30 protein-coding genes are annotated in these 20,584 nt (G+C 31.0%); 29 read left to right on the forward strand and 1 reads right to left on the reverse strand.

All coding sequences use genetic code 11. The features are described from left to right. The coding region (locus tag LNTAR_RS17955) for a phage integrase N-terminal SAM-like domain-containing protein (protein ID WP_007280171.1) at window positions 1–881 on the reverse strand (881 nt) is incomplete at its 3' end. Between the two features lie 639 nt (window positions 882–1,520). Here LNTAR_RS17955 and LNTAR_RS17960 point away from each other — a divergent pair. From LNTAR_RS17960 to LNTAR_RS18105, 29 genes are all read left to right on the forward strand, one after another. Next, a complete protein-coding gene (locus LNTAR_RS17960) occupies window positions 1,521–1,775 on the forward strand; it encodes a hypothetical protein (protein ID WP_007280173.1) in 255 nt (84 codons plus the stop codon). A 104-nt stretch (window positions 1,776–1,879) separates the two neighbouring features. Further along, a complete protein-coding gene (locus LNTAR_RS17965) occupies window positions 1,880–2,518 on the forward strand; it encodes a hypothetical protein (RefSeq protein WP_007280174.1) in 639 nt (212 codons plus the stop codon). A gap of 83 nt (window positions 2,519–2,601) precedes the next feature. After that, the gene (locus tag LNTAR_RS17970) at window positions 2,602–3,069 is read left to right on the forward strand and encodes a hypothetical protein (protein WP_007279322.1); all 468 of its coding nucleotides are present in this window, start codon (window positions 2,602–2,604) and stop codon (window positions 3,067–3,069) included. 68 nt (window positions 3,070–3,137) lie between these two features. Continuing rightward, entirely contained in the window at window positions 3,138–3,614 is a 477-nt protein-coding gene (locus tag LNTAR_RS17975; protein ID WP_007280175.1) for a hypothetical protein, read from the forward strand. Window positions 3,615–3,707: 93 nt separating this feature from the next. Continuing rightward, window positions 3,708–4,175 (forward strand): signal peptidase I, encoded by a 468-nt coding sequence (lepB, locus tag LNTAR_RS17980; RefSeq protein ID WP_083800080.1) that lies wholly within the window; start codon window positions 3,708–3,710, stop codon window positions 4,173–4,175. A 52-nt stretch (window positions 4,176–4,227) separates the two neighbouring features. After that, window positions 4,228–4,596: a hypothetical protein gene (locus LNTAR_RS17985; RefSeq protein ID WP_007280177.1), complete on the forward strand. Its 369-nt coding sequence runs from the start codon at window positions 4,228–4,230 to the stop codon at window positions 4,594–4,596. Between the two features lie 307 nt (window positions 4,597–4,903). After that, on the forward strand, window positions 4,904–5,272 hold the full coding sequence (locus tag LNTAR_RS17990) for a hypothetical protein (protein ID WP_007280177.1): 369 nt from the start codon (window positions 4,904–4,906) through the stop codon (window positions 5,270–5,272). 82 nt (window positions 5,273–5,354) lie between these two features. Further along, window positions 5,355–5,834: a hypothetical protein gene (locus tag LNTAR_RS17995; protein WP_007280178.1), complete on the forward strand. Its 480-nt coding sequence runs from the start codon at window positions 5,355–5,357 to the stop codon at window positions 5,832–5,834. A gap of 71 nt (window positions 5,835–5,905) precedes the next feature. After that, on the forward strand, window positions 5,906–6,226 hold the full coding sequence (locus LNTAR_RS18000; protein WP_007280179.1) for a hypothetical protein: 321 nt from the start codon (window positions 5,906–5,908) through the stop codon (window positions 6,224–6,226). A gap of 461 nt (window positions 6,227–6,687) precedes the next feature. Continuing rightward, on the forward strand, window positions 6,688–7,584 hold the full coding sequence (locus tag LNTAR_RS18010) for a hypothetical protein (protein ID WP_007280181.1): 897 nt from the start codon (window positions 6,688–6,690) through the stop codon (window positions 7,582–7,584). A 72-nt stretch (window positions 7,585–7,656) separates the two neighbouring features. Then, entirely contained in the window at window positions 7,657–7,836 is a 180-nt protein-coding gene (locus LNTAR_RS18015) for a hypothetical protein (RefSeq protein WP_007280182.1), read from the forward strand. A 419-nt stretch (window positions 7,837–8,255) separates the two neighbouring features. Then, complete coding sequence (locus LNTAR_RS18020; protein WP_007280183.1) at window positions 8,256–8,498, forward strand: hypothetical protein; 243 nt, start codon at window positions 8,256–8,258, stop codon at window positions 8,496–8,498. Window positions 8,499–8,624: 126 nt separating this feature from the next. Beyond that, window positions 8,625–8,990, forward strand: a complete 366-nt coding sequence (locus LNTAR_RS18025) for a hypothetical protein (protein WP_007280184.1) — start codon at window positions 8,625–8,627, stop codon at window positions 8,988–8,990. Window positions 8,991–10,400: 1,410 nt separating this feature from the next. Next, a complete protein-coding gene (locus LNTAR_RS18030) occupies window positions 10,401–10,766 on the forward strand; it encodes a hypothetical protein (RefSeq protein WP_007280185.1) in 366 nt (121 codons plus the stop codon). 110 nt (window positions 10,767–10,876) lie between these two features. After that, the gene (locus LNTAR_RS18035) at window positions 10,877–11,299 is read left to right on the forward strand and encodes a hypothetical protein (protein ID WP_007280186.1); all 423 of its coding nucleotides are present in this window, start codon (window positions 10,877–10,879) and stop codon (window positions 11,297–11,299) included. A gap of 101 nt (window positions 11,300–11,400) precedes the next feature. After that, window positions 11,401–12,039 carry a hypothetical protein gene (locus LNTAR_RS18040; RefSeq protein ID WP_007280174.1) on the forward strand — a complete coding sequence of 213 codons (639 nt, stop codon included), beginning with the start codon at window positions 11,401–11,403 and terminating at the stop codon, window positions 12,037–12,039. A gap of 83 nt (window positions 12,040–12,122) precedes the next feature. Then, on the forward strand, window positions 12,123–12,383 hold the full coding sequence (locus LNTAR_RS27595; protein WP_162026425.1) for a hypothetical protein: 261 nt from the start codon (window positions 12,123–12,125) through the stop codon (window positions 12,381–12,383). A gap of 327 nt (window positions 12,384–12,710) precedes the next feature. Further along, complete coding sequence (locus LNTAR_RS18045) at window positions 12,711–13,004, forward strand: hypothetical protein (protein ID WP_007278965.1); 294 nt, start codon at window positions 12,711–12,713, stop codon at window positions 13,002–13,004. Window positions 13,005–13,517: 513 nt separating this feature from the next. Then, the gene (locus LNTAR_RS18050; RefSeq protein ID WP_007280188.1) at window positions 13,518–13,832 is read left to right on the forward strand and encodes a hypothetical protein; all 315 of its coding nucleotides are present in this window, start codon (window positions 13,518–13,520) and stop codon (window positions 13,830–13,832) included. Between the two features lie 519 nt (window positions 13,833–14,351). After that, window positions 14,352–14,717: a hypothetical protein gene (locus tag LNTAR_RS18060; RefSeq protein ID WP_007280190.1), complete on the forward strand. Its 366-nt coding sequence runs from the start codon at window positions 14,352–14,354 to the stop codon at window positions 14,715–14,717. Between the two features lie 75 nt (window positions 14,718–14,792). Next, the gene (locus tag LNTAR_RS27600; protein WP_007280191.1) at window positions 14,793–15,176 is read left to right on the forward strand and encodes a hypothetical protein; all 384 of its coding nucleotides are present in this window, start codon (window positions 14,793–14,795) and stop codon (window positions 15,174–15,176) included. Between the two features lie 79 nt (window positions 15,177–15,255). Beyond that, complete coding sequence (locus tag LNTAR_RS18065; RefSeq protein ID WP_007280192.1) at window positions 15,256–15,672, forward strand: hypothetical protein; 417 nt, start codon at window positions 15,256–15,258, stop codon at window positions 15,670–15,672. 664 nt (window positions 15,673–16,336) lie between these two features. After that, window positions 16,337–16,756 (forward strand): hypothetical protein, encoded by a 420-nt coding sequence (locus LNTAR_RS18070; protein WP_007280193.1) that lies wholly within the window; start codon window positions 16,337–16,339, stop codon window positions 16,754–16,756. A gap of 837 nt (window positions 16,757–17,593) precedes the next feature. Then, window positions 17,594–17,977, forward strand: a complete 384-nt coding sequence (locus tag LNTAR_RS18075) for a hypothetical protein (protein WP_007280194.1) — start codon at window positions 17,594–17,596, stop codon at window positions 17,975–17,977. A gap of 65 nt (window positions 17,978–18,042) precedes the next feature. Next, complete coding sequence (locus LNTAR_RS18080) at window positions 18,043–18,258, forward strand: PF20097 family protein (RefSeq protein ID WP_007280195.1); 216 nt, start codon at window positions 18,043–18,045, stop codon at window positions 18,256–18,258. Between the two features lie 417 nt (window positions 18,259–18,675). Continuing rightward, window positions 18,676–19,170 carry an SMI1/KNR4 family protein gene (locus LNTAR_RS18090; RefSeq protein ID WP_007280197.1) on the forward strand — a complete coding sequence of 165 codons (495 nt, stop codon included), beginning with the start codon at window positions 18,676–18,678 and terminating at the stop codon, window positions 19,168–19,170. A 97-nt stretch (window positions 19,171–19,267) separates the two neighbouring features. Continuing rightward, window positions 19,268–19,603 (forward strand): outer membrane protein assembly factor BamB family protein, encoded by a 336-nt coding sequence (locus LNTAR_RS18095; protein ID WP_007280198.1) that lies wholly within the window; start codon window positions 19,268–19,270, stop codon window positions 19,601–19,603. A gap of 127 nt (window positions 19,604–19,730) precedes the next feature. Continuing rightward, the gene (locus LNTAR_RS18100) at window positions 19,731–19,976 is read left to right on the forward strand and encodes a hypothetical protein (RefSeq protein WP_007280199.1); all 246 of its coding nucleotides are present in this window, start codon (window positions 19,731–19,733) and stop codon (window positions 19,974–19,976) included. An 83-nt stretch (window positions 19,977–20,059) separates the two neighbouring features. Continuing rightward, window positions 20,060–20,563 (forward strand): hypothetical protein, encoded by a 504-nt coding sequence (locus LNTAR_RS18105; RefSeq protein ID WP_007280200.1) that lies wholly within the window; start codon window positions 20,060–20,062, stop codon window positions 20,561–20,563. Window positions 20,564–20,584: the final 21 nt, after the last annotated feature.

Raw genomic sequence — 20,584 nt, forward strand, 5'->3', positions numbered from 1 at the left:
TCTACTCTAGATAAACTAAGTGATGGAAATAAATAATATTCCTCCCATCCCCCTGACAAACCCAAGCCTTGATCACTCAAGTAAAGTTCCTTCACAAAGATTAAATGACGCTTTAATTCCAGACATAAACCCTTCGGTAAAAAAACCTCACGTTTCATCTCCCCTTTATCACTCATCACTCTCACCATTGCCTTCCGCAAATCCACATCCCCAAGCCTAAGTTTATAAACCTCTCCACAACGTAAGCCACAGCCATACATCAACTTCACTAACAGTAAATCCACACCTTCCAAATACTGAAAAAGTTCCCTAATCAACTCCCGACTCATAATACTAGGTAGCACCTTAAGCTTTTTTGCCCGCAAAGTTTGAGGCTTAGAGGCTAAATCCACCTTCAATACCTTTTCAAAAAAACATCTCAAAGCAGAAATAGCTTGATTCTGACTCGCAATAGACACCCCCTGGTCTGCCACAATCACTTTAATAAAAGTCCTAAAATCATCAAAATCCCACCCTCTTTCTTTCCCACTCCATAATAAAAACTTTTCTGCCCAAAACATATAGGCTTCTAAAGTCTTAAAAGAATTAGCCGCAGCCCCCATTTCTTTCTCTAGCTCTTTCAACAAACTCACATATAGCGATTCTTTCTGCCCTTTTCTCCAAAAAATATATTGTCGCACAGCATCTTCTGCTTGACTCACTTTCCATTCTGCATTTAAACGGCCACTCGCTTTCATGTATGCCTGTATACTGTCTTCCCCCCAATAATCCCGATGACGATCATCACAAAAATCTGCATAATTCATCACCCAGGCGACATAATGACTGAGCTGTTTTTCACTCACTCCTTGCACTCTTAAAAACTCCTTAAATCCTTTCACTTTTCCACACTTCCTATTTCATCGAGGGTAATTAATGGACATGTCCATTAATTACCCTAATCCTCATTTTTGAGTTCAAAACTCAGTAAAACTTAGAAGATCAAAGCTTCAAAAACAAACTTTCCTTAACAAAAGAGTAATTTCTGGACATACCCTCTCCTATTTTTCAGGGTAATTAATGGACATGTCCATTAATTACCCTAAACCTGTTAGGAAACAGTGATTTCAGCTTTCAATCAGCATTTTTACACTTGTAAAAAACACAGCAAAATACTATCCTAAAACATAATGAAACTGGAGAGGAGTTTTTATACACATACTGACCATAGCCCCTTTTTACATTGGTGCCCTCAGCACTTTTGATGCGGAGCCTGTCTCGTCCAGACAACAATAACAAGCAAAAAAGTAAACCTTACCACCACACTCAAAAACAAAAAATTAGCACTGTCCAGAAATCACCCAAATTTCGAAAAAAAAGCCAAATCAGCCCAAACTCCCAAAAAAAAGGTAATTTCCGGACATGTCCACTAATAACAATGTTCGGTAATAATAAAAATGAAATCACTACTCATAATAATCTCTTTACTTACCACATCCTGTTCTTCTCAAAAATGTACGAAACCTCAGACTGAATTGAAAATGGCAAGAATACTTATTGAACAAAAAAAATATAAAGAAAGTTGTGCCATATTAGAAAAAATATTAACTAAAGATCCAACTAATGTTGAAGTATCAAAGCAATTATATTTAGTGTATACACAGATAAATGGTAACTCAACAAAACAAGAAAATATCAAAGATATAAATTTTGATTGGAATAACCCTAATATAGACATTGGTATAAATGTTAGACGAAATGAATTTAATGAACTACTACCTAGTGAAATGAACTAAAAAACCGAACCAACAAATCGAAGGAAGATTTTCGTTTCACTCAAATCTCCCTCATTTAAATCGTTCGATAAGAAATAAAAAACAATCATATATAGTGAATCACAATGAACTCTGAAATTAACTTATACTGGAATGAACGTCCTAAATGGAAAATGCTTGGAACAGATAGTGAACCGTATAAATACGAAGAAATATATTTATATGTTTTCAATGGCATCCAATTACCGACTTCTCCCATAGCTTTTATTTCACTCATAAACCCATACTACCTGGGTATATCAGATGATGACAGTGAATGGTTCTGTCAAAGTTTTGATGAAATACATCATGCTGTAAAAACAACTAATAATACTGAAATTCATCGTATATGTACTACTGTGAGAAATGCTATACTGGCTAAAAAAGAAGACTTATTAAACGGTGAATTTAAGGAACGTTTCGAAGGTTCTATTAAAGAAGGTAACGCATTCGAAGGTATACATAAAATTGGTCTTGAAGCCATATTAAAATTTCTAAATGTATTAATTGAAGAGTCTGCTAAAAGACCAAATGACGACAGCTATTGGTATCTAGTTTATATTCTTGATGGTAAAGATCCTGACATATCTCTGCTTGAAGAGTACGGAAAATTTAATCAAGTAGTGAATCAACGAATATTAGATGAGTATTGTGAAGGAGAAACATACGAAGTTAAATGGAAGGGACTTTGGGATGATGATAATGATGAATGGGAAGATGAATAAGGAAATATCGAACCAGGAGCTGCAGAGGAATTTCTTCGCTTCGCTCGAAATCCCTAATCTCGGTCGTTAGTCGGTAATAAGAAATGATTAGATTAGAAATAAAACCACATATTGGAATAGGACCTATTCTCTTAGGATCTACAAAAGAAGAAGCACGTACTGCATTATCACAAATTGGATTTGAATTAGAACACTCCATAGACGTAATGGATTATTTCTGTAATTCTGGTATTCAAATAGAATATTCAAAAACAGGAATTGTAGAATTTATAGGTACATCATGTGAACCTAATCACTTCACAGTCATTTATAATGATGTAAACGTTTTTAACACAAAAGCAACTGAATTATTCGAATTAATCAACCAAAACGAATCAGAATTAAAACCTTATAATGATTATGAATTTATGTTCCCTGATCAAATAATTACTTTATGGGATGCTCAAGAACAATATGATAGATACGAAAATGAATCAAGAGTTATTTGGGCACAAGTAGGACTTGGAAATGAATCATATAAAAAAGAAGTTGAAGAAATAATAAACGACTAACCAACGAATCGAGCTGATACCTATGTATGTCATGCAACATGTTACGGTATCATCTCTTGACGTGAAACATGTTTCACGCCAAACAGGTACCAGCTCATTCTGGATGTTCTACTAATCAAAATAACAAAATCATGAAACACATAATCATCACACTATTCTTTATATTCTCACACATAGCTAGCTCAAATGAAACTTTAATTGATGCAAGAGATATAACTCTTTATCAGACTTACATAAAAGTAATCGATAAAGAAACTAAGCAACCCATTAAAATAAGTGTGATAAGGCATCAGTTAAAAATCTCTAATTATCTAAAAAAAGATAACTCTATAGATTCCGAAAAAAGCATCATGGAATTAACTAATGAAAAGTTTAAAATCACATGGATTGATTTAAAAAATCAGAAAGCCAAAATCATGATACAATCAGAAGGTTATAAAAGTGTTCAAATCCCAGATAATTATATTATGAAAATAAATGGTGAACGAATACTAGGTGGATTTTATAAACCTAAAATAATCGAAATGGAAAAACTGAAAAAGTAGAACCAAAAAATCGAACTGATATTTTCGTTTTAAATCAAATTTTAAATAGAAAATACAGCTCATTTAGGTCGTTAGAGCAGAATTAATATAAATATGAAAACAGTAATTATCACAATCTTATCAGTTCTTTTTACTAGTTGTAGCACTCACGAAATGAAGATGAAAAGCTCTTCAATGGAGCCGACAATTACGAAAGGGTCTATAGTCACTCTTACAAAAAATTATAATGAAGTAAATAGATTTGACATCATGGTGTTTAACCCTGACCAATTCCCTGAAAATTACTTTATTTTCAGAGTAATAGGACTTCCTGGAGAACATATAAAATTAGAAGGTGAATCAGTTTATATAAATGGTAAAAACTTAGATATTCCTAACGATCTAAAATATGTTGAATTAGAAGCAAAATTTAATAATATCACACTGAAAGAAAATGAATTCTATTTAATGGGAGATAATACAACTAATAGTAATGATTCACGATTTTTAGGCCCTATAAGAACAAATCAATTTGTATCTAAACTAAAGAAATCAAAAGCTCTAACCATTAGATCCACCTGATACTCTCGTACCTCGAGCACAGGTGATCTAGGACGTTCTGTAGTAATAAAAAATGAAATTCAAAGCAATTGACATAACATTCAGTGAAGATATCACCGATGATATCGTTCAATTATACATATCATCACAATATGAAGTACAAGGTGATCTTGAGTATAACTATCCATATATAAACCTTAGTAGGAACTACGAATTCCCAAACTCACCAGCTACTATTCAATGGTATGACTCAAATGACAAAGAACATCACGGAAGTAACTCTATTACAGAAATAATAATTTCTAGAGACTGTATTCTTATAAAATTGAATGACGGAGAAATCATTGAAATCTATATTGACACTTCTTATGAGATATATCTAAAACTCCAAACTTATATTCAAACTATCATTAACGGACATGGAAAATTAATTATAAAATAAACACAGAACCAAGGGTCGCAGTGAATACCCTCGTTCCTCGAGTATCACTAAACCCAGACGTTCTGTAGAATAAAGAATAATGAAAGAAACGACGATCCAATAAATCGCGGATGCACACATTTAATCTTATCTGAAGCTAGAAATTCTAGAGCAAAAGTTGAATCCTCAATTTAGAATTATGCTAAGTCAGCAATAATCTTATAGAAATAAAAAATAGAAAATAGAAAATACAGAACCAAAAGCTGGAAGGAAGATTTTCGCTAAGGCTCAAATCTCCCTCAGCTTAGACGTTCTGTGGTAATAAAAAATGAAATTCAAAGCAATAGACATAACATTCAGTGAAGATATCACCGATGATATCGTTCAATTATACATATCATCACAATATGAAGTACAAGGTGATCTTGAGTATAACTATCCATATATAAACCTTAGTAGGAACTACGAATTCCCAAACTCACCAGCTACTATTCAATGGTATGACTCAAATGACAAAGAACATCACGGAAGTAACTCTATTACAGAAATAATAATTTCTAGAGACTGTATTCTTATAAAATTGAATGACGGAGAAATCATTGAAATCTATATTGACACTTCTTATGAGATATATCTAAAACTCCAAACTTATATTCAAACTATCATTAACGGACATGGAAAATTAATTATAAAATAAACACAGAACCAAGGGTCGCAGTGAATACTCTCGTTCCTCGAGTATCACTAAACCCAGACGTTAGGATAGAATAAAAACAATAATGAATAACAAGCTCAAAGAACTAAATCTACCCAATATATTTCAAAACATATTGAATGGAAACATACCTGTAGAACTCAATACAGAATGTCAACAACCTACAACTTATGAGTACCTAAAAAAGGAATATCCTGAAGATTGTGATATACATAAATTCCTTATCCCATTATGGGAAACAAATGGAGATTCAATCACAGGCTATCTTGAAAATAAAAAGGTTTTTATAAAACATTATTTTGAAGACCCTACTGATAAATACCAAGTTTTAGGAGAAAATTACAATGAGTTTATTTGTGAACTGTTTCTTGGGTATATTTATGCTGGATGGGAAGATGATGAACTAATTGAAATCAATAAATATGTTGAATTCCCATACTTAGATTATTTCTTAGACGAAATAAATACAAATATTGAACTTGAAGGAAATGAATGGGATGAATTCATTACAAAACTGAAATTAAATATAAGAACTAAATCCTAACCAAAAACTGGAAGGAAGATCCTCGCTAAGGCTCGGATCTCCCTCAGTTAAGTCGTTAGGTAATAATGAAAATGAAGAAACTTAAAGAAAATATAATTTTTCTCATCATTCTATTACCCTTTTTTGCTGTAGGTAATCATCCAGTATATGACATCATTTTTATCACATTTCTTATTCTATTATTTCTAACACACTTTATATACAAAAAAATTAAAAAAGATGATAAATCTGAAGCTACAATTGAAGATATTGAATATATGATTACACATGTAGAAAATGATCAAGAAATCAGCGAAAAAGAAAAAACTGAATTAATAAATGAGTTAGATAATATCAAAAAAGAAATGGATATTAACTCCCATAATAAATTAGAAATAAATGAAAATACCTAACAAGAAACTGGAGTTGATACTTTCGTTGTGAGTCACAATTTAGATAGAAAGTACGAACTCAGTTTAGACGTTCTGTGATAATAAATAATGAAAAAAATTAACAATAAAAATTCATTCCTCCTGTACATAATTATTACAGGTTTTGGAGCATACGTATACACTCCTTTTCCCTTCTCAATGATAACTCATTTAATTGCGATCATCGCATTTTTTCTTATCTCAAGAAAAACAAAAAATAATGCAATTGTAAACATGAATGTATTTATGTATTTAGCGTTTATTGCATCTATTTTATTAATGTACTTTTTACTGGATTGGAACAAACTACAAGGTACCCCAATCCTCAGATAAAACTTATTATGAAACAATGGAAAGAAACACACAGAACCAGCAAATCGAAGGAAGATTTTCGTTTCACTCAAATCTCCCTCATTTAAATCGTTAGGCAACAATAAACAATTATGAAATTCAACAAAAAAGACACTAATGAAGCCCAAAGAATCTTAGACATTTATAATGAAGATTTTGAAGAAGATGGTGAAAAACTATTAGCAGAAATAATGCTATTACAGAAATTCTGTATTAACTCTGAACCAGATAAACAGATTAATTTTATAGTTAGTGCGTTAGGACATTTAAGTAAATACTTTTTTGATAAAGGGATATTTACAAGAGTTCTAAACGAAAATTTACCTTTCATGATAAAAGCAATTTCAACTAGTACAAGATTATCTTATACAGCAGATATACTTGCAGATCCAAGTTATTCTGGAGGTTATGATTGTTTACATGTTTTTAACATGTTTAAAGCTCTCTCTATAAATGAAACAAATGTAATAAATGCATATTTGCAAAACACAAAGCCACCTTTTAAAAATGGTCATCAATCAACGGTACTACTGTGTAATGGCCTTTATGCAATTTTAGGAAAACACCCTGCACCTGATGTAATTATACAAAAACTTAAATCTAGAAAAGAATCCTCATTTTTCAGGGCTATGTATGATTGTATGTATTCATTATTAGAAAAAAATGATGAAGTATTTTTCAGAGGGTATGAAGGGTTAATCAAAGGTAACAAAAGACAAAGTTCTCATTCAAGTCTTGAAAAAATGATTTGCTTAACAGCTCATGCTTTTAAGAATTTATATGAAAGATTAAATGGAGAGAGTGAAAAATTTAATAATTACTCAAAACTTCCATTTGATGAAGAATTAAATCTCCACTTAAAAACTGTAAAAAAACATGAATCATTTGATTTATCATACGAAAGTGAAGTTATAAATAACTGGATTAATACATTACCCACTTCTATTAATCATACAGATCTAATGACAGAAATATATAACAGAGCCTAACCAAAAGCCGGAAGGAAGATTTTCGCTAAGGCTCAAATCTCCCTCAGCTTAGACGTTATGCAGGAATAATTTATGAGTAGAAGTTATCATCAAACACATAAAAGTGTTTTAGGCGGAAAGTCTATAAATCAAATAAATGAAATGATCACAAATGATGATCCAGATCTAAATCAACTCGTAGAAAAAAGTCAAATAAAAAAAGACATAAAACGTAAACGAAAAGCTAATAGAAAGCAGAACTTTGATCAGTAATCTTATCAAGAAATATGATCAAATATTATGCAGAAAATTTAATGGGAATAATGCATAACCAAAAACTGGAAGGAAGATCCTCGCTAAGGCTCGGATCTCCCTCAGTTAAGTCGTTAGATCAGAATAAAATTTAAAATATATTTTGTCTTAATACGTCATCTACTTAGCAAATCACAGAATTAAGCTGAGAAAATGCGAACTCAGAAATTCACCAGAAGTAAACGCAAACTGTGCATCAATCACAATTCCTAGTAGATGCGAAGTCAGCAAATAAAAAAAATAAAAGTCTAATTATAAACAATAAAAGAGAAAAGATCTAACAAATCACTGGAGTAGATACTTTCGTTTCGAGTCAAATTTTAAATAGAAAGTACTACTCAGTTCAGACGTTAGGTAAGAATAAAAATAAAGGAATCAAAATGGATAAAGAATCTCTAGAACTTATACATTCATCACTCTCACAAGAATACACTGAAGACAATAAAACTGTTTCGATTGAAATTTATAGTAGTGGTAAAGATGATTGGCTACTAGAAATAGTCGATGAATCAGGAAATTCTAACGTCTATGACGATGAGTTTAAAACAGATAAATTAGCTTTTGAGCAGTTTATTAAAGATGTAAAAAATGAAGGTATTGATGCATTTATTGCAAACGGTTAAAATGCACTCTTTACTCATTTGAATCATCGAATAAAAAAATTAAAAACAATACCTAACCAAAAGCCGGAAGGAAGATTTTCGCTTAGGCTCAAATCTCCCTCAGCTTAGACGTTAGGGTAACATATAATGACAAAAAGAAAGAAGATCATACTTATATTAATTACATGCTCAATACTGAGTGTAATTACATATAGATTTTACACAACTCTTTCTTTTATAGCTACAGGGATCTATGAGCGTTCACCAAATGCATCTAAAGTAGCTCATATACACGAACACAATGTGGAACATTTTTGGGGAGGAGATAGAAATTACTCTACAATAAAAATAAAAGACAAAAATGGAAAGCTACTTAAATACGAAAAACATGAACATGGAACAGATAGATATAATTGGTACTCTCAAGGAAAAATTATATGGACATCTGAACAAAATTTAGAATTCAAAATAAAAGACAAAACAATTATCGAAATTGAATTAAACAAACCCTAACCAAAAACTGGAAGGAAGATCCTCGCTAAGGCTCGGATCTCCCTCAGTTAAGTCGTTAGATCAGAATAAATTTAAAATATATTTTATCTTATTACGTCATATTTTTAGTAACTCACTTTATTCTTGGAATCACAGAATTAAGCTGAGAAAATGCGAACTCAGCAATTCACCAGAAGTAAACGCAAACTGTGCATCAATCACAATTCCTAGTAGATGCGAAGTCAGCAAATAAAAAAAATAAAAGTCTAATTATCAACAATAAAAGAGAAAAGATCTAACAAGAAGCCGGAAGGAAGATTTTCGCTAAGGCTCAATCTCCCTCAGCTTAGACGTTAGATCAGAATAAATTTAAAATATATTTTGTCTTAATACGTCATCTACTTAGCAACTCACTTTATTCTTGGAGTCACAGAATTAAGCTGAGTAAATGCGAACTCAGCAATTCACCAGAATTAAACGCAAACTATGCATCAATCACAATTCCTAGTAGATGCGAAGTCAGCAAATAAAAAGAAAAATAAGTCTAATTATCAACAATAAAAAAGAAAAGATCTAACAAACGGATCGATCTGATACTTTCGTTGTGAGTCACAATTTAGATAGAAAGTACAGATCATCCTCGACGTTAGTATAGAATAAATTTTAATGTCAGAAACGATTATCCCATGAATCGCAGATGCACACATTCACAATGATCAGAACTTAGATAATTTTAGAACTAAATTGAATCAGAAATAATTATCTCAAATGATCAGATTTTATAAATTAAAAAACAAAAAAAAGACGAAATACTAACCAAAAAATCGAACTGATATTTTCGTTTTGAATCAAATTTTAAATAGAAAATACAGCTCATTTAGGTCGTTCTGTAGGAATAATGGGAAAATAATTTTAGAGTAAATCGAATCTTAAAAAGCAACTCACTCTATTCTTGGAATCACAGAATTAAGCTGAGTAAATGCGAACTCAGCAATTCACCAGAAGTAAACGCAAACTTTGCATCAAATACGATTCCAAGTATATGCGAAGTCAGCAAATAGAATGTAGTTTTATCGGAAATAAAAAATAGAAAATACAGAACAAACGGATGCACCTGATACTTTAGCTTGGCACTCAAAATGCGAAGCATTTTTCACGCCAATCTAGTACAGGTAATCCTCGACGTTCTGTAGAATAAAGAATAATGAAAGAAACGACGATCCAATAAATCGCGGATGCACACATTTAATCTTATCTGAACCTAGAAATTCTAGAGCAAAAGTTGAATCCTCAATTTAGAATTATGCTAAGTCAGCAATAATCTTATAGAAATAAAAAATAGAAAATAGAAAATACAGAACCAAAAGCTGGAAGGAAGATTTTCGCTAAGGCTCAAATCTCCCTCAGCTTAGACGTTCTGCATAAATAAAAATGAAAAAAGACACTCAACAATTTTATAAAATGGACTATAGCTACGATGTAGTTGTAGATGATGGTGAAGAGATAGAAAGTTCAACTCTTATCACTAATAGAGATTCTTTAAAAAAACTGAATGAACAAATCACAGAAATTCTAAACCAAAATGATGAAGATGACTTTTTCCAAATAAATTACCCGGAATCACAAGATCTAGAAAAAGTACCATTTAATCATATCAAATTTCAAGATGATCCTGAGGAAGAAGTTGAAATGGACAATTCATTAGGTATTGGATGTTGGATCACTATTATAATTCTCACACTAATTGTTATTTCAATTTTAGGGTTAGCACTACTGGGATTAAAACAAATTATATAAAAAGCAGAACCAAGAAATCGAGCTGATACTTCAGCTTGGCACTCGAAATACGGAGCATTTCTCACGCCAATCTAGTACAGCTCATTTAGGTCGTTCTGCATAACAAAATAATGAAAAAGAAATACAAAATAATAAACAGTACAATCATAGCTGTACTACTTGTTTTTCTTATCTCTTGTTTAATTCCAAAACACCCTATTGAAGGTAAGTACACGAATGAGAAATTCAGGTGTACTTGTAACCATAGAGGAGAATTAGTTTTTAAAAATGGAACTATTGAAATGGTATTTGCGGTTCACGCAGAAATAGATGGTTGGATAGATAAAATAGGAACATATCGAAAACTAAAAGAGAATATATATTTGGTCGAAGTTGATTGGAGAGACAACAAAAATACTCATGTAATTGAAGTAAATTCCAATCGAACTATGGAAATAGAAATTTATCGAAATCAACCAGAATTATTATACGAATCTAAGTTCTCATTAAAAGAATATTTATTAAATATTTTATGGAAATGGAATCACACATAAGCAGAACCAAAAACTGGAAGGAAGATTTTCGTTTCACTCAAATCTCCCTCAGTTAAGTCGTTCGATAAGAAATAAAAAACAATCATATATAGTGAATCACAATGAACTCTGAAATTAACTTATACTGGAATGAACGTCCTAAATGGAAAATGCTTGGAACAGATAGTGAACCGTATAAATACGAAGAAATATATTTATATGTTTTCAATGGCATCCAATTACCGACTTCTCCCATAGCTTTTATTTCACTCATAAACCCATACTACCTGGGTATATCAGATGATGACAGTGAATGGTTCTGTCAAAGTTTTGATGAAATACATCATGCTGTAAAAACAACTAATAATACTGAAATTCATCGTATATGTACTACTGTGAGAAATGCTATACTGGCTAAAAAAGAAGACTTATTAAACGGTGAATTTAAGGAACGTTTCGAAGGTTCTATTAAAGAAGGTAACGCATTCGAAGGTATACATAAAATTGGTCTTGAAGCCATATTAAAATTTCTAAATGTATTAATTGAAGAGTCTGCTAAAAGACCAAATGACGACAGCTATTGGTATCTAGTTTATATTCTTGATGGTAAAGATCCTGACATATCTCTGCTTGAAGAGTACGGAAAATTTAATCAAGTAGTGAATCAACGAATATTAGATGAGTATTGTGAAGGAGAAACATACGAAGTTAAATGGAAGGGACTTTGGGATGATGATAATGATGAATGGGAAGATGAATAAGGAAATATCGAACCAGGAGCTGCAGAGGAATTTCTTCGCTTCGCTCGAAATCCCTAATCTCGGTCGTTATGTGAGAATAAAAAATGAATGAAATTATCAAAGTAATACACAGATTTACATGCTATATCTTTTTGATTTTTTTCGGTCTAGGTACAGTTGCAAGTATTTGTAACTTACTCAAAATTAGTCATACAGAAATTTATTTTTTTGGACTTACTGGAGAATCTAATAAAGAATTGATCATCATATTTATATGTTGTTTATCTGCATTATTATGGATTATTCGATCTTTACGAAAACCATGGGTAGATCCTACAAAAATAAAGAAAGAAGAAAACACATAACCAAAAACTGGAAGGAAGATCTTCGCTAAGGCTCGATCTCCCTCAGTTAAGTCGTTAGTATAGAATAAATTTAAATGTCAGAAACGATTATCCCATGAATCGCGGATGCACACATTCACAATGATCAGAACTTAGATAATTTTAGAACGATATTGAATCAGAAATAATTATCTCAAATGATCAGATTTTATAAATTAAAAAACAAAAAAAGACGAAATACTAACCAAAAAATCGAACTGATATTTTCGTTTTGAATCAAATTTTAAATAGAAAATACAGCTCATTTAGGTCGTTCTACATGAATAAAATAAAGGATAGAATTTGATAATGGACACAGGAACTATTGGTGCAATTGCTGGAGCAATAATTGGCTTATTAGGATCATTTATTGGTGTCTATTGCAGTATAAGCCAGAGTAAATCAGAAGATGAACGACAGTATGTTATTAAATCTAGTGTTGTCTTTACATTTGGTGTTTTAGCCTTTTTAGGACTCTTGTTTTATTTACCAAAGCCATATAATCATTTGATATGGATTCCCTATTCAATCTTGCTCCCTATCTCAATTAAAAAGATGAATAAACGAATAGAAGAAATTAGAAATAAAGAAACGAAAATGTAGAACCAAAAGCCGGAAGGAAGATTTTCGCTAAGGCTCAAATCTCCCTCAGCTTAGACGTTAGTTTAATATAAAATATGATAGATTTACACTCAATACCATTTTTACTTTGTCCATGGGTATTTTTTCATACCTTAATCAATCGAATTAATATTTTACCAACTGAGTCTTTTATCAGTTTTAAATCATTGATTTTAGGTTTTGTATTTCTTCTTTGTTTGAGTCCTCTACTATTTGGAAGTAACAAATCAAAAATGAATTCGATTATAATAATCATGAACTCAGTGATTTCATTTTTAGTAATTTTAACAGGTCATTCAGAACGAATATTCTATGACCTCTTAAAGGTATTATCAGGTTCAGGTATAATTCTTTCCCCTATCTTGATACTGGTATTAATTGCCATTTTACTTCCAGATAAAAATAAAGAAAAAAACAAAAACTAACCATGAGCTGCAGAGGAATTTCTTCGCTTCGCTCGAAATCCCTAATCTCGGTCGTTAGAGTAGAAAAATAATGAAAGATAATCAATTCTCAGAAGACATTATAACAATAACCATTTCAAACGATAAACGCTTATTGAAGTATCGTTGGTTTTATCTTGTTTCAGCAGTTATTTTTGGATTAATCTCACTATTCTTTTTCTGGGTGTTTTTAAAAGATCATCCTGAACAGGATGAAGATAAAATCTTTGTATATTTATTAGTCAACTATCTCATATTCGAGTATTTGAGGTCTAAATTGAAACATATAAAAACCATTAAATTTTATCAGCAATTAATTAAAAAAGACAAAACTCTAACCAAAAACTGGAAGGAAGATCCTCGCTAAGGCTCGGATCTCCCTCAGTTAAGTCGTTAGTGAGAAAAAAAATGATAAAAAAACTCTTATTAATTCTAATAATAAACACTGTATTAACAGGTTGTTCATGTGCCATATATACCCGTGAACTATCTGATAAAAACAATACTAAACTAGATGAATCTATTGTTAATAATACCTTACTCAACAATGGTTTCAAAATTAGAAAAGTAACTAATGACGAATCAGATTTTCAAAAAGGACCATTGTACGCACAATATTCAGAAGAAACTAATTCCATAAAATTTCATGGTGCATTTTGTCCGATCTTATTTTTCAGAATGGACTATAAATCATTTTATAAACAGTGTGATCAAGATAGCACAAACATAATAAAGTCGTTCAAAAAAGACAATATCGAACTAGTCGACACAGAAGAATATTTGATCCCAATTCAAAAAACAAACAATCACTAACCATGAGCTGCAGAGGAATTTCTTCGCTTCGCTCGAAATCCCTAATCTCGGTCGTTAGGTGAATAAAAATATAATGAAAAATGATAATAAAGAATCAGGAAAAATCTTTGGATTTAGTATTCTAGCAATCTTTCTAGGCTTAGTACAGCTCTTTTGTCTAATGGGAGATATGATGTCCGACACCAAGAGCGCTACAATTTTTGAAAGTCTTATTATCCCTTCTCTTATAATTTTCCCAATAATGCTATTAGCAGGATATGTAACTCGCAAAAGAAAAAATTGTTGGCTTATATTTTTCATCTCTGCTATGGCTCCATATTTATTACTTCTCTTTCTTATGAAAATAGTAGATGCAATATTAATCGCTATAATTTTATCCATCAATATTGGACTCAGTAGCTATATCGGAACAAGATTCATAAAAAACAAAAACACCTAACCATGAGCTGCAGAGGAATTTCTTCGCTTCGCTCGAAATCCCTAATCTCGGTCGTTAGAGAATAAATAAAAAATAATGAATGAATTAAAACAAATTGAGTCAAAAATTTTGAAGGCCCTTGGTCTTATTTTTGTAGCACCATTTATATTTGCTTACTGGTACGATGCTTTAAATATTGATATTTTTAGTTTAATACTTATGAACTCTGCATGCACCCTAACACAAAACCCAAAATTCAGATCAATAACAATTCTTCAAACTGGATTATATCTTTATTCCGTAATATATGGGATCGCATCCATTGGATGTTGGGGGATCGAAAAAAATACTTCTATAGTCATATCAATACTTAGTACAATTTTATATATAAGCATATCTATCATTTCATACAGATCTGCCAAATTATTAACACCATACATTGCAAATAAACCAATTAATACAGAAATAGGCAATCTCTAACCAACAAATCGAAGGAAGATTTTCGTTTCACTCAAATCTCCCTCATTTAAATCGTTAGATTAATAAAAAAAGAGCAAGCATGACACAAGAAGATTTCATAAACCGCTTCCCTTGGAGTAAACTTCAAGAAAAAGTCAGAGACAAACTACCTACACTATTCAACAACTGTAAAGTCGTTGAAAATGTAATTGATATTACTATATGGATTGACTCAAATGGTGGACTAAACTTTGACGGTTATCAAGAATTTGATAATGGTTACACTCTCATAAGAGTTGGAGACACAATAAAAGATTGGAATGACGATTTATATCAATTTGATGTTTTAGACGGAATTATAGTTGAAGCATTTGATAATGGATTTCTAGACATTGGTTACGAATTTGATAAAAGACTTCAAGAAATTGTAAAAACAGAAGTCTACCAACTTCAAGTAAACAATTTTGGTTATCCAAATGAAGTAAAATTAAACATCAAAATCCAAGACGAAATCTAACAAGAAGCTGGAAGGAAGATTTTCGCTTAGGCTCAAATCTCCCTCAGCTTAGACGTTATGTAGATAAAAAATGATGATCTTTGATAACGATATATTCAAGAATCGAAACGTAGTCAGTTAGTATCAGAAAGAATTTCAGATAATTTGAAACATGGAATCTCACAAGAATTAAAGAACAACAAAACGACCTATTCTAAATCTGAAGAAACATGATAACGATGCAGCTGACTATTCGATTAAATATCATTTTGGCAGCTGATCTTAGAATGAAACATCTGAAAAAGATAGACCAAATACGAAGTTAAATCACGATATTCAAGATCAAAAAACAAACAATACATAACCATGAGCTGCAGAGGAATTTCTTCGCTTCGCTCGAAATCCCTAATCTCGGTCGTTAGTATAGAATAAATTTAAATGTTAGAAACGATTATCTCATGAATCGCAGATGCACACATTTACAATGATCAGAACTTAGATAATTTTAGAACTAAATTGAATCAGAAATAATTATCTCAAATGATCAGATTTTATAAATTAAAAAACAAAAAAAAGACGAAATACTAACCAAAAAATCGAACTGATATTTTCGTTTTGAATCAAATTTCAAATAGAAAATACAGCTCATTTAGGTCGTTAGACTGACAAGATAGAAGAAAATTATATGAAAGAAAAAATAAAAAAAACCTTAAAGCAATTCAGCTTTTTAATAGTTGGAATGCTTATTGGAGTCATCGCAACTTATTTTATATCAAAACAAGCTTTATGGATGATATATGGTGATTCAAGTAGACGACACCTTCACTATTTAGTATCTACTATAGAAACAGTAAAAGATCAAGAACCAAGTGCTGTCAGAGATAAATGTATCTCTAACTTATACTTTTATACTGATAGAATTAATACACTAAAAAATGATAAGGCATTTAATTTCATAATCTCCGAAAAAAATTTAGATAGCCTTTTAACTTCATGTAAAAAACGTTTAAACAACAAAAATATAGATTTAGAATCTTTAAAATTAAAAAACGAAAAATTAGAATCACATATTAGAGGCATTATCGAAACATTGGAGAAATATTAAAAAGTCTAACCAACAAATCGAAGGAAGATTTTCGTTTCACTCAAATCTCCCTCATTTAAATCGTTCTGCAATAAAATGAATAAAGAAACAAAACAAGATCATATATTTTATATACTATTAAGTACAGGGTTAGGTTTATTTATAATCTTTTCTATCTACTTATCCATGAATTACTCTGTAGTTGAATTTCAAAAACTAGAACGTTTTTTCACATCATACAGACCTCATTCAATTAGAGATTATGTACAATCTACATATGACTTATTTATGTTTATCAAACTACAACCAATCTTAACTTGCTTGATCTGGTTAATAACAAATTTAATTTTTATCATCATACGAATCTTTAATGAACGTGAACAACTCATTAATTATTATTTTGGTATATTAGTTTCATTAATCATCATGTTAGTATTAGTAGGAATACAATTTAATTCAGTAATTGAACAAGTCTTAGATCCAAATTGGAAAATATAAAAAGCAGAACCAACAAATCGAAGGAAGATTTTAGTTTCACTCAAATCTCCCTCATTTAAATCGTTAGATCAGAATAAATTTAAAATACATTTTGTCTTAATACGTCATCTTGTGAGCAATCCACTCTATTCTTTGAGTCACGGAATTAAGCTGAGTAAATGCGAAGTCAGCAATTCACCAGAAGTGAACGCAAACTATGCATCAAATACGATTCCGAGTATATGCGGAATCAGCAATAAAAAAGAAAAATTAATCTAATTATCAACAGTAAAAAAAGAAAAGATCTAACAAGAAGCCGGAAGGAAGATTTTCGCTAAGGCTCAATCTCCCTCAGCTTAGACGTTATGTGAACAATAAAAAATGGCATTTTCAGTATTAATTCTCATTGTAGCAGTCGGTAGTTTTCTCTATTGGCTAGTTGTTGGCATAATATGGCTCATCAACAAAAATGACTTATCATTAAACTCGGATGTAAAAAGGCAAACTGACTTAATCAACACAATAGTTGATCAACTTTCTTCAAATCCAGATGAATATGAAAAGGTTGAAGTTAAACAGAATATTGAAATAGAATTAATCATGTTAGTACACACACTTGAATCTATAGAAAGTAAAAGATTAAAGAAAAAAATTCTATATACATTCGATAAAGTTATTAATGCACATTCTAAAAAGAAATTAATTCTTAGCAACGAAACATTAAATTCAATTATACAAAAAAAAACACATAACCAAAAGCTGTAGAGGAAAATCTTCGTACCTCAGATTTCCCTAAGCTGAGTCGTTAGATCAAGATAATAATAAATAAAATGAACGAAGAACCAAAAAATTGCCTGATATGTGAAGGCAAATTAACAACAGGCTATTTAGAGTCTGGTCATTTAATAAAATGGATAAACGATAGTGATCATTTTATAACAAAGCTTCTGACTATAGGCGAAGCAATTGGAGAAGGATTATCTGTCAAAGGTAACTATTGTCCAAACTGTAAACAAATTACATTAAACAATATAGAAATTGAATGAAAAAAGATCTAACCAACAAATCGAAGGAAGATTTTCGTTTCACTCAAATCTCCCTCATTTAAATCGTTAGTCTATAATAAAATATGAAGAAAAAACACAAACACGATCAATTCTGTAAAGCTATGATTGATGATGATTATAGACAAAAACTGATTAAAAAATATCAAGTTACTAGAATTAAATATTTGATTTCCATTTTCATACTAATTGGTTTTACAGTGTATGATTATCTACAAAATAGTTCATATAATTTGATCATCATTTTTGCCCTATTGTGTTCATTTGGTTTTCTACAAAATGAAAATGATCTCAGAATATTAAAAAGAAATAAAACAAAAGACTAACCAAAAACTGGAAGGAAGATCCTCGCTAAGGCTCGGATCTCCCTCAGTTAAGTCGTTCTGCAGAAATAAAAATATGAAAAATAATTTATCACCTCAAGTAACTCCAGAGTTAAATAATAAAATCATTGACACAATAAATAAAATCAGTTGTGAAGATGAACCTGGAACTATACAAGTATCAGAAAATTACGACATTAAGATTGAAGACGAAAATTGGAAACCTAATTCACCTCTCGTTATATGTCCTGAGTGGTATTCAAGTATTTTAAAGTCTTTACCACTAAGTGGTTTATTCTTTTTGGCACCTGAACCCGAAGAAAAGTATATGGAAGAACATGAATTTTTAGAACTAACAGGATGGGAAAACGTTTTAGAGTATTATCCATTTTTTATTCCAGACATGGTCAACTCAAAACATTATCCAATAGCTTCATCAGGTTATGGCTACCTTGTAATAAATCATGATTCCACACCTAATGATCCTATCTACAGATGGGACGGAAGTGCAATGGAATATCAAAAAGCATTTAATAGCTTTTCAGATCTACTCGATTCTATCGACAATTAAAAACAAGCAGAACCATGAGCTGCAGAGGAATTTCTTCGCTTCGCTCGAAATCCCTAATCTCGGTCGTTAGTTGAACAAGAAACAAGGAGGTAAACAAATGGAAAACAATGTATTATTTTTAGGTATAAAAGGAAGTGTAGTAGCACTCAATAAAAAGACAGGAAAACAGATTTGGAAAACACACCTAAAGTCCAGTCAATATGTAACTATAACACAAGATAAAGAACAAGTTTATGCTCACACAAATGGTGAGTTATTTTGCCTTCAGAAGAAGTCTGGTAAGTTATTATGGAAAAACGGTTTATCAGGTCTAGGATACGGGTATGCGAGTATCGCAATTAATAATGGAAACGAAGTAAATCCAACTGTATATCAAGCCATGCAATCAGATCAATCATCATCCACAGCGTCAGCAGCTGGGACAGTACATTAAAGAAATTAAGAAAGAAAAACAACTAACCATAAGCCGGAAGGAAGATTTTCGTTTCACTCAAATCTCCCTCAGCTTGGACGTTAGTTGGGGATTAAATATAGTATAGAAATGGAGGAAAGGAGAAAAAATGAAAGACAAAATAATTTACTGGATCACTATTATATTCATGGGAGTATTACTCGGAATAGGAGTAGGAATATATAATTTATATGATCCAGACAGTTATCACAGAAGACAAGTACTCACTAAAGATTGGGAAACAATTAAACTGTATTTCAATTTTGGATTTTGGGCTACATTTGTTGGAACTGTTTTTGTTGGATTTAAATTTTATGGACAATTCACTGAATTCTTAAAAACAGATGAAAAATAGAAAAACAACTAACCAACAAATCGAAGGAAGATTTTCGTTCTACTCAAATCTCCCTCATTTAAAACGTTAGCTAAGGAAATAAAATGAAAAAAATATTAATCCTCATACTCACATTTACTGTACAAGGTTATTCAATAGATTTAACTGATCTTCCATACTTCAAGGAAGGCTCGTTTACGGGAAAAGCGACTTATAAATTCCCTGACAACAAAATTGAAACTGGAAACGGACTAGAAATTAAAAATCATATTAATAAAAAAGAAAAAATCCTAATATCCGAAGGAAGTTACAAACAAGCCGATAATACCATTAAATTAATGACGAACATTTCACTAGTTACAAACAAAAATGGAAATTACGAATTTACACTTAAAAGTAATCAAGGGCTTAATCTTACTGGATTTATAAAAGTCATATCTGAAACAGAATACCATACCGTCATTTTAAATGGCAACATAAAATATATGATAACAAAAACATCGTTTGATACAAAAAAACAATTAATATTAAGCTCTATTTCCTATAATCCAGATAACACTGAATACATGAAATCAGTTACTGTCTATCAATACAAAAAAAATGAATAGCTAACCATGAGCTGCAGAGGA

This window comes from Lentisphaera araneosa HTCC2155, from assembly GCF_000170755.1.
Classification (GTDB): domain Bacteria; phylum Verrucomicrobiota; class Lentisphaeria; order Lentisphaerales; family Lentisphaeraceae; genus Lentisphaera; species Lentisphaera araneosa.